Annotated in this window: 13 protein-coding genes; 7 read left to right on the plus strand and 6 right to left on the minus strand. The window is 67.7% G+C overall.

Annotated elements, in window-relative coordinates:
- Window positions 1-38: 38 nt before the first annotated feature.
- The 3 genes from ppk2 to trxA all read right to left on the minus strand — a co-directional run bounded on the left by ppk2 (window position 39) and on the right by trxA (window position 2,922).
- Window positions 39-884, minus strand: coding sequence for a polyphosphate kinase 2 (ppk2, locus tag E3T42_RS01395; protein WP_198416052.1), 846 nt, complete (start codon window positions 882-884; stop codon window positions 39-41).
- Window positions 885-1,217: 333 nt separating this feature from the next.
- On the minus strand, window positions 1,218-2,468 hold the full coding sequence (locus E3T42_RS01405) for an MFS transporter (RefSeq protein WP_166787161.1): 1,251 nt from the start codon (window positions 2,466-2,468) through the stop codon (window positions 1,218-1,220).
- A gap of 64 nt (window positions 2,469-2,532) precedes the next feature.
- Entirely contained in the window at window positions 2,533-2,922 is a 390-nt protein-coding gene (gene trxA / locus E3T42_RS01410) for a thioredoxin (RefSeq protein ID WP_134368013.1), read from the minus strand.
- A gap of 113 nt (window positions 2,923-3,035) precedes the next feature.
- Here trxA and E3T42_RS01415 point away from each other — a divergent pair, with 113 nt between their 5' ends.
- The 4 genes from E3T42_RS01415 to E3T42_RS01430 all read left to right on the plus strand — a co-directional run bounded on the left by E3T42_RS01415 (window position 3,036) and on the right by E3T42_RS01430 (window position 6,533).
- Window positions 3,036-4,397, plus strand: a complete 1,362-nt coding sequence (locus tag E3T42_RS01415; RefSeq protein ID WP_134368012.1) for a rhodanese-like domain-containing protein — start codon at window positions 3,036-3,038, stop codon at window positions 4,395-4,397.
- 4 nt (window positions 4,398-4,401) lie between these two features.
- The gene (locus tag E3T42_RS01420) at window positions 4,402-5,466 is read left to right on the plus strand and encodes a HoxN/HupN/NixA family nickel/cobalt transporter (protein ID WP_198416051.1); all 1,065 of its coding nucleotides are present in this window, start codon (window positions 4,402-4,404) and stop codon (window positions 5,464-5,466) included.
- Entirely contained in the window at window positions 5,466-5,789 is a 324-nt protein-coding gene (locus tag E3T42_RS01425; protein WP_134368011.1) for a rhodanese-like domain-containing protein, read from the plus strand. The genes E3T42_RS01420 and E3T42_RS01425 overlap by 1 nt, the downstream gene beginning before the upstream one ends.
- A 63-nt stretch (window positions 5,790-5,852) precedes the next feature.
- Window positions 5,853-6,533 (plus strand): PIG-L deacetylase family protein, encoded by a 681-nt coding sequence (locus E3T42_RS01430; protein WP_134368010.1) that lies wholly within the window; start codon window positions 5,853-5,855, stop codon window positions 6,531-6,533.
- 193 nt (window positions 6,534-6,726) lie between these two features.
- Here E3T42_RS01430 and E3T42_RS01435 read toward each other — a convergent pair whose 3' ends face one another.
- A complete protein-coding gene (locus E3T42_RS01435; RefSeq protein WP_134368009.1) occupies window positions 6,727-8,361 on the minus strand; it encodes an NAD(P)/FAD-dependent oxidoreductase in 1,635 nt (544 codons plus the stop codon).
- A 123-nt stretch (window positions 8,362-8,484) separates the two neighbouring features.
- Here E3T42_RS01435 and E3T42_RS01440 point away from each other — a divergent pair, with 123 nt between their 5' ends.
- Together E3T42_RS01440 and E3T42_RS01445 are read left to right on the plus strand one after the other, a co-directional pair.
- Window positions 8,485-8,862, plus strand: a complete 378-nt coding sequence (locus E3T42_RS01440) for a helix-turn-helix transcriptional regulator (RefSeq protein ID WP_134368008.1) — start codon at window positions 8,485-8,487, stop codon at window positions 8,860-8,862.
- Window positions 8,859-9,356, plus strand: a complete 498-nt coding sequence (locus E3T42_RS01445; RefSeq protein ID WP_134368007.1) for an SRPBCC domain-containing protein — start codon at window positions 8,859-8,861, stop codon at window positions 9,354-9,356. The genes E3T42_RS01440 and E3T42_RS01445 overlap by 4 nt, the downstream gene beginning before the upstream one ends.
- A gap of 195 nt (window positions 9,357-9,551) precedes the next feature.
- Here E3T42_RS01445 and E3T42_RS01450 read toward each other — a convergent pair whose 3' ends face one another.
- Together E3T42_RS01450 and E3T42_RS01455 are read right to left on the minus strand one after the other, a co-directional pair.
- Window positions 9,552-11,132 (minus strand): alkaline phosphatase PhoX, encoded by a 1,581-nt coding sequence (locus E3T42_RS01450; protein ID WP_134402335.1) that lies wholly within the window; start codon window positions 11,130-11,132, stop codon window positions 9,552-9,554.
- Window positions 11,133-11,256: 124 nt separating this feature from the next.
- On the minus strand, window positions 11,257-12,939 hold the full coding sequence (locus tag E3T42_RS01455) for an AarF/ABC1/UbiB kinase family protein (RefSeq protein WP_166789155.1): 1,683 nt from the start codon (window positions 12,937-12,939) through the stop codon (window positions 11,257-11,259).
- Window positions 12,940-13,115: 176 nt separating this feature from the next.
- On the opposite strand from E3T42_RS01455, the gene E3T42_RS01460 reads away from it, so the two are divergent.
- On the plus strand, window positions 13,116-13,946 hold the full coding sequence (locus E3T42_RS01460; protein ID WP_134368004.1) for an SDR family oxidoreductase: 831 nt from the start codon (window positions 13,116-13,118) through the stop codon (window positions 13,944-13,946).
- Window positions 13,947-13,952 lie beyond the last annotated feature (6 nt).

The raw sequence follows: 13,952 nt of genomic DNA on the forward strand, positions 1-13,952 counted from the left end.
GACTTCTTCGGGCACCGCTGTCCAACGCGGGGCATCGCTCAGTACGGGGTTGGGATCTGCCGCATCATCAGTGTCGGTTCGCGGTAGTGGCCGGCCTTCTGCCGTTTCGGCAGCTCGACGTCGAGCCCGGGGAACGGTTCGTACGGCACCTGGCTGAGCAGGTGGCTGATAATATTGGGCCGGCCGCGCTTCTTGTCGTCGGTGTGTGCGACGTACCAGGGCGCCCAGGCGGTGTCGGTCGCCTCGAACATGGCGTCCCTGGCGCGCGAGTAGTCGTACCAGCGGCCGTAGGACTTGAGGTCCATCGGCGAGAGTTTCCAGGTCTTGCGGGGATCGTTGATGCGGCTCTCGAGTCGCCGGGTCTGCTCGTCCGCGCTGACCTCCAGCCAGTACGTGAGCAGGATGATCCCGGAGTCTTCCATCGCCTTCTCGACCAGCGGCGTCATGCTCAGGAAATGCTCGGTCTGTTCCGGCGTGCAGAAGCCCATCACGGGCTCGACGCCCGCGCGGTTGTACCAGCTGCGGTCGAAGATGACCACCTCGCCCGCGGCCGGGAAGTGCTCCATGTAGCGCTGGATGTGCATCTGGGACTTTTCCCGCTCGGTCGGGGTGGGGAGCGCCACCACCCGGAACACCCGGGGGCTGACCCGCTCGACGATGCGCTTGATCGTGCCGCCCTTGCCGGCCGTGTCGCGTCCCTCGAAGACGATGCAGATCTTGGCCCCGGTGGATTTCACCCACTCCTGCATGGCGACCAACTCGCCCTGCAGCGGGGCCAGTTCTGCCTCGTACTGCTTGCGGCGGAGCTTCGCCCCGTCCTGCGGTCGGAATTTTTCTTCTTCTTCTTGCCCATAACCGGCCTCCTTGTCGGAAGTGAAGAGCAACAGACCGCGTTCCCCAGTGTTGCCCGGGGTCGGCGACAGGGCAATCAAAAAAATCGCCCCTGAGGATACTCAGGGGCGACTTCTGTCTTTCTTTGAACTGATCAGCTGCCGGAGAACAGCCGGGCGAAGAAGCCCTTGGTCGGGGCGTCATTCTCGTGTCCGCGGCACCGCTCGGCGCCGGGGACGCCGCGCATCACCTGGTCGACGTGCTGACCGCACCCCGCCCATGTCGTTTTCCCGCACTTCTTGCACGTAACCGCTCGGCACATATGTTTCTCCTGTTCGTTGAACTCGTTAAAACCAAGATACCCCATGGGGTATACGGTCACCTATTCAGGCGGTCCGTGGGACGTGGTCGCTGCCGCGCATTCGGACGGCGACGATCAGCCCAGAGGCGGCGGTGAGGACCGCGACGACGGCGACCGCGGCGGGGATTCCGAAGGCGTCGGCCAGCAGGCCGGAGAGCAGCGCGCCCACGGCGAATCCGCCGTCACGCCACAGGCGGTAGATGCCCACGGATCGGGCTCGCCACTCCGGGTGGGCGACGTCCCCGATCGCGGCCAGCAGGGTCGGGTAGACCATGGCCGTTCCGGCGCCGAGCAGCACGGCGGCGACCAGCCAGATCTCGAAGCTGTGGCCGCCGGCGACCAGGCCGAGGGCGAGTGCCTGCACGATCATCCCGCCGACGATCAACCACTTGCGGCCGATCCGGTCGGACAGGCCGCCGGTGATGAGCTGGCCGGCTCCCCAGACGGCCGGGTAGACGGCCGCCAGGATGCCGATGCGCGCGATGCTCAGGCCGCCTGCGGCGAACAGGATCGGGAACAACCCCCAGGCCAGGCCGTCGTTGAGATTGTTGACCAGGCCGGCCTGGCTGACCGAGGACAGCGACCGGTCCCGGAAACTGGTGAGGGTGAACACCTGCCGGTTGCTCAGGTCGCCGCCGGCATGGGCGTGCACGGACACATGGCCGGCCGCCTCCGCTTTCGCGTGCTGGTGTGTTTCGCGCACGAAGACCACCGAGAGCCCGGTGCCCAGGGCGATGTAGACGGCGCCGAGCAGGAAGGGGCCGGGACGCAGCCCGTACTCGGCGGCGATGTACCCGGTGGCCAGGGCCGTGCTGGCCAGGCCCAGGTAGCCGGCCGCCTCGTTGAACCCCATGGCCAGGCCTCGCCGGTTCGGGCCGACGAGGTCCATCTTCATCATCACCGTGGTGGACCAGGTCAGTCCCTGGCTGATGCCGAGGATGACGTTGGCGGCCACGATCCAGCCCCAGGTCGGGCCGAAGATCAGCAGCAACGGCACGGGCAGCGCAATCAACCAGCCGGCGACGAGCACGGGCTTGCGCCCGAACCGGTCGGAGAGGGTGCCGGCGAAGTAGTTGGTGCCGGCCTTGGCCAGGCCGAACGCGACGATGTAGGTCAGCGCGCTCGTGTAGCGGTCGAGGTGGAAGACCTGGTCCGCCAGGAGCGGCAGGACCGTGCGTTCCTGGCCGAGGGTGCCGCCGACGAGGGCGTTGACGGCCACCAGCAGCATGAATTGGGGCAGGTTCTGCCGCAGGCCGAGCGCGACTGTTCCCAGCATCGGTACTCGTTCCGTCGCGGGGGTATTGCGGGCGCTCACGGCGGTCGGCTGCCGAGACTGCCGGTTAGGCGGAGGCCGGTTGGGCCTGGGCGGCGGCCTGCTGGGCGGCGATGGTGGTGCGCACCTCGTCCATGTCCAGGTTCCGCACACCCGCGATGAGCTCGTCCAGGGAAGACGCATTCAGCGCGCCGGGCTGGGAGAACACGAGCACCTTGTCACGGAAGGCCATCAGGGTTGGAATCGAGCGGATGCCGGCGGCGGCGGCCAGGCTCTGCTCTGCCTCGGTGTCGACCTTGGCGAAGGCGATGTCCGGGTGCTTCTCGGATGCCGCGGTGAAGGTGGGCGCGAACATGCGGCACGGGCCGCACCAGCCGGCCCAGAAATCCACCAGCACAATGCTGTTGGTCGTGATGGTCTCGTCGAACGTCTTCTCGGTGATGTCAATGGTTGCCATGCATCCAGAATATACCCCCTGGGGTATTTTGTGCAAGGACTTGCTTCCAGATACCCCGGGGGGTATGTTGGCCTGAAACCCGATCCGCATTCAGACCTGGAGGACTTCGAACCATGGACGTCATCGTTATCGAAACCCCGCAGTTGGGGGACCGCAGCTATCTGGTCCATGACGGCGCTGTCGCGCTGGTCATCGACCCCCAGCGGGACACCGACCGCGTGGAGAACGCGGCCCGTGAAGCCGGAGTCAGCATCACCCACGTCGCCGAGACTCACTTGCACAACGACTACGTGACCGGGGGTTTCGAGCTGGCTCGCTCGCACGATGCGAAGTACCTGGTCAACGCCGCCGACCCGGTGAAGTTCGAGCGGGAGCCCGTGACGGACGGCCAGGTCATCGCGGTCGGAAACCTGACGGTCACCGTTGTCGCCACCCCGGGTCACACCCACACGCACGTCTCCTACATCGTCAGCGACGGCACCACCGAGGCCGTGTTCTCCGGCGGCAGCCTGCTGTTCGGATCCGTCGGGCGCACCGACCTGGTCGCGGCCACCGACACGGTCGGACTCACCCACGACCAGTACGCCTCGGTGCGCAAGCTCGTGCACGAGGCCGAGCATGACGCCGCCCTCTTCCCGACCCACGGGTTCGGCTCGTTCTGCTCCAGCGGCCCGGCGACCGGCGCAGGCTCCTCCACCATCGGAGAACAGCTCACGGCCAACCACGCCCTGACCGATGCCGATGAGGAGCACTTCGTGCGCGACCTCATCGCCAACCTCACCGCCTACCCGTCGTACTACGCGCACATGGCGCCCGCCAACACCCAGGGTCCGGGCCCGGCGAACCTGCAGGTGCCCGAGTCCCTGGACGCCGCCGAACTCACCCGCCGGCTCGCCGACGGGGAATGGGTGATCGACCTGCGCAACCGGGTCGCGTTCTCCAGCAACCACCTGCAGGGCGCCGTGAGCTTCGAATACGGCAACGGATCCAACTTCACCACCTATCTCGGCTGGGTTCTGCCCTGGAACGAGCAGCTCACCCTCGTCGGCGCCCACGCCGACGTCGAAGACGCGATCCGTGACCTGTCCAGGATCGGCATCGATTCCCCGGATGCCGCCATCGGCACCGACCCGCACGCCCTGGCCCCGGACGCCCCGCTCGCCTCCTACGACCGCGTGGGCTGGGACGGGATGCTGCAGGGCCGTGCGGCCGAAGACGTGCTCCTGGACACGCGTCGAATCGACGAGTTCGCCGCGTCCCACCTGCTCGGCGCCGTTAATGTTCCCCTGCACGAGATCCTGTCCCGGATGGACGAGATCCCCGCGGGCAAGGTCTGGGTGCACTGCGGTTCCGGCTACCGGGCTGGCGTCGCTGCCAGCCTGTTGCAGCGCGCCGGACGGGACGTCGTCCACGTCGACGCGAACTTCGGCGACGCCGAGGCTGCCGGAGTCACGATGGCCGCGCAGGCCGCCTGATCCCGTGACGGTGCTCCGAACGGCCGCCCTCCCGGCCGAGAAGCGAAGCCTCCTCGGCATGGGGGCGGCCGTTCTGGCCCTCCACGTCATCGGCTGGGGCACCCTGTTCCTGTTGGTGCTGCCGCACCTGGCGCGGTCCGGCGGCAACACCGCCGTCCTGCTCGGGCTGGCGGTCAGCGCCTACCTGCTGGGGGTTCGGCACGCCTTCGACGCCGACCACATCGTCGCGATCGACAACACCACCCGCCGGCTGGTCGCCGCCGGGCGCCGTCCCGTCTCGGTGGGGTTCTGGTTCGCGCTGGGGCACTCCACCGTCGTCCTGGTCTCCGTGGTGCTGCTGGTCGTCGGCATCAACGCCTTCGCCGGCAGCCTCGCGGACGAGGGTTCCGCGCTCCGCCAGGTCACCGGCGTGTGGGGCGCCGCCGTCTCCGGCGGGTTCCTCATCCTGATGGGGGCCCTCAACCTGTCTTCCCTGAAAGGTCTGCGACAGGTGCTGCGGGACATCCGCGCCGGGCGGTTCGTGCCGAGCGAACTCGACAGGCACCTGGACAACCGCGGCCTGGTCAACCGGCTGCTCCGACCGATGTCACGGCTCGTGGATGCCCCCTGGAAGATGTTCCCGATCGGGGTGCTTTTCGGCCTCGGCCTGGACACGGCGGCATCCGTCAGCCTGTTCGTCTTCGCCGGCGCCCTCACGCCGGAGCTGCCCTGGTATGCGGCCGTGGTCCTCCCGGTCGTGTTCATGGCCGGGATGACCCTGTTCGACAGCGCGGACGGAATCCTGATGAACCACGTCTACCAGTGGGCATCCGTCGACCCGCTGCGGAAGGTGTACTACAACCTGATCGTGACCGGCGTGTCCGTGTTCGTCGCCTTTTTCGTCGGCGGGATGGGCCTGATGTCCATGCTCGCGGACCTCGGAATCGGCGGCGGAACCGCGGACCTGTTCGCGGCGGTCGACCTTGAATTCTTCGGCGTGATCCTGATCGGCGCCTTCGCGCTGGCCTGGCTCTCCGCGACCCTGTGGTGGAGATTCCGCTCCGCCCCTTCACCCGAAAGGCACCCATGATGGAAATCACCCCGCAGCAGGTCTTCGCCCGGCTGGCCGACACCCCACTCGCCGACGCCCAGATCGTCGACGTTCGGGAAACGGCGGAGCTCGCCGACGGCATGATCGACGGCGCCATCCACATCCCGCTCAGTACCGTTCCCGAACGCCACGGCGAGTTGGACAGGGCCCGGCCGGTCATCGTGGTCTGCCGCAGCGGCCGCCGGAGTGCCAGCGCGGCCGATCAGCTGTCCCAGGTGGGGTTCGACGCGTATACGATGGCCGGCGGCATGCTCGAGTGGGCGGCCCTGGGCTTCCCGACGGTCGTGCCCCTCACGCACTGACTCACGCACTGGCTCACGCACTGGCTCACGCACTGGGCCAGGGTGGGCGGTACTGTCGAGACCATGCCGCATCCCACTGCCAGCTCTCTCCCCACCTGGTCCTCCGTGCTCGTGGTCGTCGCGCACCCCGATGACGAGTCATTCGGGCTGGGCGCGATCCTCAACGCCTTCTCCGGTGCCGGAGCCGGAGTCGACCTGCTCTGCTTCACCCAGGGGGAGGCGTCCACGCTGCACGGAGTCCCCGGGGACCTCGCCCAGGTGCGCAAGGCCGAGCTGGATGCCGCGGCGTCGGCCCTGGGCGTGCAGCGGACCACGCTCCGCGACTACGCGGACGGTGCGCTCGACGCCGTGAATCTGGACACTCTGGCGGCGGAGGTGGTCGCCGCGGCCGAATCCGCGCGTCCCGACGGGCTTCTGGTCTTCGACGACTCCGGCGTGACCGGTCACCCCGACCACGTTGCGGCCACGGCCGTCGCCCTGGCCGCGGCAGAGACCCTGAACCTCCCGGTCCTGGGCTGGACCCTTCCGGGCAGCGTGGCGCTGGACCTGAACCGGGAATACGGAGCCGCCTTCACGGGGCACCCCGACGCCGAGATCGATCTGCGGATCAGCGTCGACCGGGAGAGGCAGCACGCCGCGATCCAGGCTCACGCCAGCCAGGCCGTGCCCGGAAGCGTGTTGTGGCGCCGGCTGGAACTGCTCGGCGACGCCGAGAACCTCCGCTGGCTGCGCCCGCCGACCTGACCACCCCGCTCCCACCCCCCTCGCGAACCAATTCGACGGAGATTTTCGCCTAAAACCCCCTTTTTGGAGTGTTCTGGGCCGATCCGGGCAAAATCTCCGTCGAATTCGTCAGGGACGGACGTTCTCTGAGGCGTCACGCCTCAGAACGTCCTCCGCGCATCCTCATCGGCCACGTCCGTGACGACTCACTCGACTAGTGATGCCGCTTGGCCGGCATGAACATCGTGAAGTTCAGCCTGAGGAACCGGACGAACTGAACGAAGAGGTTGCTGCGCCGACGCAACTCCCTCGCGTCGGGCAGCGGGGCGGTGTCGATTCGATGCTGTGCGTTGTCCATGGGGTTCTCCTGGAGCCGGGTCTCGGTTATTTCGGGGATCAGATACCAGAGCGGGTACGCCTTGGCCTTGTAGATGAACATGGTGTGCAGCACTCGCTTGACCCAGTGGGCGGCGAGACCGATGTCGCCGGTTGTCTCCTTCGGATCCCGTCCGCCCGTGTTCGGGTGGCGGGCGTGGTCGGGCACGATCGGGGACATCGACATGGCCGCCGCGGTGCCGGAGAGGATCCCGGTGCCGGTGGAGGCGATGCAGGCAGCCGCCATCTCTCCCATTGACCCGTGGTGGGTGGGCTCCGTCGCTCCGGTGAGGATCATGTCCGCGATCGTCAGGGCGACGATCTTGCCCATCGCGCCCGACGGCATGCCGGTGCGCGGGGGAGAAGGCGCGATGGCGACGTCGCCCGGTGTGGCGTAGGGGCGGGAGATGGCATGCGGCGGGGCGAAGGCGATCCCGACGCCGAACACGTTCCGGTACGAGGGCGTCTGGTAGGTTCTCGGCCAGTCCTGCGCCGTCCACTGCTCGTAGGGCTTGGCCTCGTAGTTCGCGTCGACGCGCATGAACCCGCTGGGGGCGAAGACCTTGTCGGTGATCTCGACGCCGTCTCGGTCGAAGGCCGTTAGCTCGACCCCGCGGAACGGGGGCAGGAGCATCGCAAAATCGAACGACTGAGTGTTCTCTGATCCGTCGATCTGGGTGTAGTGGATCAGTCCCGGCTCGATCCCGGTGACGGCGGCCTGGGTGATCGCCTTCATCGTGCGTTCCCGGAAGAGCGACTCCATCCACGCCTCGCTGGTGACGCGCCGGCCCCCAGTGGAGAAGGTCATGCCGCCCACGCCGACGTCGCCGAGTTCGTGCTCGTTGGTGAGGTAGATCACCTGGGCCAGGTCGCGAACCCCGGCGTTCCGCAGCTCCTGCTCCACGTTGAAGGCGTACTCGAAGGCGGCGCCCTCGCAGGTGCAGGTACCGTGTCCGACGCCCACGACGAGCGTCTGAGGGGTGCCCGCCCTGAGTGTGGCGATGACCTCCGCGAGCCGGGCGGCGGCATCCACCGCATGGCTCGGAGTGCACACCGACACGGTGTTCCCGGCATCCGGGCCCAGACCGGGCGTGGCCTCGAAATTGAGTTTCGGCCCGGTGGCGTTCACCAGGTAGTCATAACGGATGCGCTCCGTCCGGCCCACGCGCGCGGGGTCGGTGTAGACCACGTCGACGGCGCCGCGGGGGCTTTCCGCATCGCCCTCCGGGTAGAGCGTCACCGCCTTCGCCTGCCGGAAGCCGATGCCCTTGCGCCGGTAGATCGGGGCCAGCGGGAAGACGACCCTGGACGGGCTCATCCTGCCGACCCCGACCCAGATGTTGGAGGGGATCCAGTTCCACTTCGAATTGGGCGACACCACGACGACCTCGTGGCGCTTGCCGAGACGCTTCTTCAGATAGAGCGCTGCGGTGTGGCCGGATACCCCGGCTCCCAGGACGACGACATGTGCCATTTCAGACCCCACATTTTCAGTAACGGTGCTGTTGCGTCGACACCACCCCTATACCCGTGGGGTATCTATGGATCGGAAATAATGCTTGCGCCTCGGTGCCCAGGAGGTCTAAAGTACAACCAAATGGTTGCACAAAACATGCAGGACGACGAAGTGGATCGCATCTTCCAGGCGCTCGCCGATGCGACCCGCCGGGACATCGTGGTGCGCGTCGCGCAGCGCGAGCAGTCGGTGACGGCGCTCGCCGCGAGCTACGCCATGAGCTTCGCCGCGGTGCAGAAGCACGTGGCGGTGCTGGAACGCGCGTCCCTCGTCGTCAAGGAACGCCGGGGAAGGGAGCAGATCGTGCACGGAAACCTCGAGACCGTGCGCCGGGCGGCCCGCCTGCTCGAGCACTACGAGGAAGTGTGGCGGTTTCGCGCCCAGAGCATTAGCGACATCCTGCGGGAAGACCCCAATGAACCAGGAAATGAACAGGATCGAGAAGGAGAGAAATCATGACCGTCGTTAGTTCACAAACCGACACCGAGGCGCTCACCCTCACATTCGTGGCCGATTTCGACGCGAGCGTGCAGCGGGTGTGGCGCCTCTGGCAGGACCCTCGCCAGCTCGAGCGGTGGTGGGGCCCGCCGACCTGGCCGGCCACCTTCGAGCGGCACGACTTCGTGCCCGGCGGCCGGTCGAATTACTTCATGACCGGCCCGGAGGGCGAGAAGGGGGCCGGCTGGTGGGTGACCACGCTGATTGAGCCGCCGCACCGGTTGGAGTTCGAGGACGGGTTCGCCGACGAGAACGGCGATCCGGTCGCCCAGATGGGCTCGGTGCGGGCGGTGGTGACCCTGGACGAAGCCGGAGGGCGCACCCGAATGACCATGGTGTCCACGTTCGAGAGCCTGGACCAGCTGCAGAAGATGACCGAGATGGGCATGGAAGAGGGCATGCGGCAGGCACTGGGGCAGATCGATACGCTGCTCGCCGAGGACGTCAGCGCCTGAGCGGGTGCCTGATCGTGCCGCAGTCCTCGGCAGGCTCCCACTCGCGGCCCACCCTGGGGACGCGGGCGCCCGTTAGACCATGCGCCGCCGGTCACAGGGTGCGCCACGAACCGCGGGTTCGCTCTCACACACGAGAGATGCCCCGGTTGCTGGCGGCAACCGGGGCATCTCTCGTGGTGCGGAACGGGTTGCGGGCTAGTCCCGGTCGTTCTTGCCGTCGTGCCGGTCGTCGCCGTGCGAGTCCGCGGCGGCCGCGGTGTGCAGCTCCCACGTCACGTTGTCGCCGTGCTGCTGGGTCCAGAACGTGCGCCAGTCGCCGCCCATCATCTGCGGGGTCTGGGCGCCGAGGATTCCGGCGGCCGTCGGGTCACCGTTGGAAACGTGGATGCCCGTGATCTCGTTGTCGCCGTCGTTGTAGCCGGGGCTGGTGTTGTGGTCGTAGGTCGCGGAGGCGTCGCGGCCCTCGGCCAGCCAGCGCAAGGCCTCCGGAGCCTTCTTGCCCTTCCCGGCGAGGTCCAGAAGGTAGCCGGAGTCGAGGGCGTCGCGCTGGGCGTGCAGGGAGTCGCCGGCATCCTCGACCACCATCAGCTTGTCCTTGCTCGCGAACTGGATGTTGTCCAGGCCCGTGTGCTCCAGGTCGCCGAGGAACGCGGGGGACAGCTTGCCGGTCTGCGCCGTCGGAGACGACTGGCTCAGGCGGAACACGCCGCCGAAGGCGCCCGGGAGGGTGCTGCCCTTGTCGGTGTCGCCGGTCTCGGTGAAGTAGAACTCGCCGAAATTCGTTCCGGGGCGGAAGACGCCGTTCTCGGGACGTTTGAACGGGGTGGCGCCGGCGGCCGCGGCGGCAGCGGTCGCGCTGTTGTTGGCCCCGGTGGTGATCGTGACCCACGTCGTGTTGAATGACGCACCGTAGCTGTGCAGGTCGGTGACGAACTGGTCGGACGGGTTGTCCGCGAGCTGCTTGGCCGTGACGGGGGAGCCGTCGGCACGGTTCACCTGCAGGGCCTGCAGGGTGCCGGTGGACAGGTCGCCCGCCTTCGTCGGGGTGAAGCGGTAGACGTAGCTGTTGGGGACCTTGCCGCCGGCCTTCTTGGCGCCGCCGATGTCCTCAACCAGCCACACGTTGCCGGCGGAGTCGTTCTGAATGCCCTCATAGCCGCCGGAGCCGAGCGCCGGGAGCGGCACGATCTTGCCGTCGACCGGGTCGCCCTTGTCATCGAGGGTGATGCCGAAGACGCCGCCCTTGGGCGCCGTGGCTTCGGCGGCCAAGAGGAGCTGGTGTGTGAACGGATCCCAGGTGATGCCGTCGAAGGTGGGAACGGCGGCCCCGTCCGAACGGGTGTCCGCGATCAGGGTGACCCTCTTGGTCAGGTCCTTTTCGTCGAGATCGATGCGGGTGACGTAGCCCTGCGGTCCGCCTTCGTGGCCCTGGAACAGGTAGTGCTTTGCGCCGAAGACGAGGTAGACGTTCTTGTCCGGCTCGGTCTTGAACGCCTCTTTCGCGTCCTGAGTCAGCGGTCCGCCGTTGGCCGTGTTGTACCCGTAGTGGGACACTCCGCCGTGCGGGTTTGCCAGTGGAAGCTGGCCGTAGGCAACGGGGCTCTGCTCGAGGCCGGCAGCGAGCACATTGTTCTGGACGCCGAACGCGGAGTTGGCTGCGACTCCGGCGGTGCCCGAGTCCGGCGTCGCCGTCGCGGGAAGCGAGGCTGTGGTGAGCACGGCCAGACCCAGTCCCAGGCCCACCGCCGTGGTCACACCGATTTTCGTGAACTTCATCGTGTCCTCCTCAGGGGGGGGGGGGCTGGTGCCCGACCCGCAGATCAGACAAGTCCGCCCAGGTTTCCGGCAGGTGACGGAGACCTGTACGGGGTCTGCCCGGGGGCGGAACAAACACGCGGTGTCACCTTATCCGCTCCAGCCGCACCAGGGCCAGCCTGGTGTTGATGGCGATGAATGCCACCAGGCCCGCTGCCGCAACCGAGCCGATCACCAGCAGCGGGCCGCGAACCCGGGACAGCCATCGATTGTCGGTGGAGCCCAGCACGCCGATCGCATTGATCAGCGACGCCAGCAGCATCCCGGCCACCAGGCGCTCGCTGATGTCTTCCACCCGGCGCACGTAGGGTTCGGCCTGTTCCGGGTCGATGCTGATGCCCATGCCCTCCTGCTCGTAGCGGTCCAGGATCCGGGTCAGGCGTGCGGGCAGGGGGAGCCCCAGGTCGGCCACGTCCAGAAAGCCGGTCAGGAGCCTCCCCCCGAGGTACGACGGCTGCAGTCTGCGCTGCAGGAGGTCGAGTGCGTAGGGCTTGAGTGCGGTGCTGATGCTGAACTCCGGGTCGAGCACCAGTCCCGTGCCCTCGCACATCACGAGCATCTTCGACACCATCGCCACCGCGGGCGGAACCTGCAGGTGGTACCGGCGCATCAGGTCCATGACTGCCGTGATCAGCTCGCCCGCGGGCAGTTCCTTGAGCGTCAGCCCGGTGTACCGGTCGATGATCCGCGCCAGCGCCTCGGCGAAATCCGTGCGATCGATGCGGCCTCGCGGCGGGGCCAGCCGGAGCAGCATCGCGGCGAGCCGGTCGGAATGCTGCAGGGACAGCGCGATCACAACGTCGATCAATTGATTACGGATGTTGTCGGTCAGCGACCCCACCATGCCGTAGTCGAGCAGACCGATCACCCCGTCCGGCTGAACGAGCATGTTGCCGGGATGGGGATCGGCGTGGAAGAACCCGTCGCGCAGCACCATGTCGAGGATCACCGTCGTGGCCCGATCGGCCAGCGCGCTGCGATCGACGCCGAGCAGGTCCAGCGCGTCCACATCGGTGATCTTGACGCCCGACAGGCGCTCCTCGGTGAGCATCCGGGTGGTGGTGCGCGACCAGTCGATGCGCGGAATGTGCAGCCCGGGGCTCTGCGCGAAGTTCGCCTGGATTCGCTCGGCGTTGCGTCCCTCGGCTTCGAAATCGAGCTCCCCCCTCAGCTGCCGGCTGAACTCCTCGAAGAAACCCGCCACCCCGAGTTCATTGATGGACGGCGACTGTCTCGCCAGCTCGCGCACGACGTTCTGCAGGATCTCCAGGTCGGCGTTGATCGTGTGGACGATCCCCTCGCGCTGGATTTTCACGACCACCCGTGACCCGTCGGGCAGCACCGCGCCGTGGGCCTGGGCGAGGGACCCGCTTCCGACGACCTCCTCGTCGAAGGACAAGAACGCCTCGTCGATCGGGGTGCCCAGCTCCCGGGCGATGAGGCGCCGGGTCTGGTCTATCGGCATCGGCGGGTCCTGGTCCTGAAGCTTCGCCAGCTGGGTCGCGAGGTCCGGGTGCACGAGGTCTGGCCGGGTCGACAGGATCTGGCCGAGCTTGATGAAGGTCGGGCCGAGTTCCTGCAGGGTACGACGGATGATCTCCGGTGATTCGAAGGCTTCGTCGTGGGGCGGTCCGTCCGGCGTGAAAGCGTCGAGGAATCCCGGTTTCAGGATCCGCCGGGCCAGCCCCGACCGCGCGGCGAGCAGGTGAAAGCCGTTGCGGGAGAGAATCCGAACGATTTCTGCCTGTCGGTCGAGGTGGAGGGCCATGCCCAGAGCTTGAGGGGATTCGGTGGAATCCGCAATACTCGCACTCATCGGCGCAAACGTGAGGGCCTGGACTGGCTTCCCGGAGTTGATTTCCCGCTGGACCTGGACCACGGTGGACGCGAAGAGGCACGGGACGGTGCGTCCCGTGATGATGAGGCCCTGGAGGTCCGGTTCCCATGAGCGTTCAGAAGCGAATCGTTGTCTGTATCGGCACCGGCGGGATGGGGCTGGCGGCGGTTCGCCGCACGGGTCTCGGTGCCACGGTTGTGCTTGCCGACTTCGACGAGGTCGCGCTGCAGGCGGCGGCCGACAGACTTCGCGGCGAGGGCTTCGACGTCGTGGTACACCTCGTCGACGTCGCGCAGGCGAAGTCGGTGCACAGGCTGGCGACGGATGCCGCGGCCCTGGGCCCGGTGAGCACCGTCATCCACACCGCCGGACTCTCACCCGTTCAGGCCTCCGTCGACGCGATCCTGACGGTGGACCTGCTCGGCACCGCCCTCGTCCTGGACGCCTTCGGCGCGGTGATCGCGCCCGGTGGTTCCGGGGTCTTCATCGCCTCGATGGCGGGCCATCTGGCCCGGCTCACCCCGGAGCTGGAGGTGAAGCTGGCGATGACGCCCACGGCAGAGTTGCTCCGGCTGGCCGAGCTGGAAGTGAGCGGGATCACCGACTCCGGTGCCGCGTACTCCCTCTCGAAGCGGGCGAACGCGGTGCGGGTGTGCGCGGCGTCGGTGGCCTGGGGCGAGCGGGGTGCCCGCGTGAACTCGATCAGCCCGGGGATCATCTCGACACCCATGGGCGCCCAGGAGCTCGCGGGTCCCAATGGTGAACAGATGCGGGGCATGATCGCGGGCAGCGCGACCGGCCGGATCGGAACGCCGGCTGACATTGCCGCGGCCGTCGCCTTCCTGACCGGTCCGGACTCCACCTTCATCACCGGAACCGACCTGCTCGTCGACGGCGGCGTGATTGCCTCACTGACGACGCGAACCCAGTCCGCCTAGTGGCAC

This window comes from Cryobacterium sp. TMT4-10 (assembly GCF_004403275.1).
GTDB lineage: Bacteria > Actinomycetota > Actinomycetes > Actinomycetales > Microbacteriaceae > Cryobacterium > Cryobacterium shii.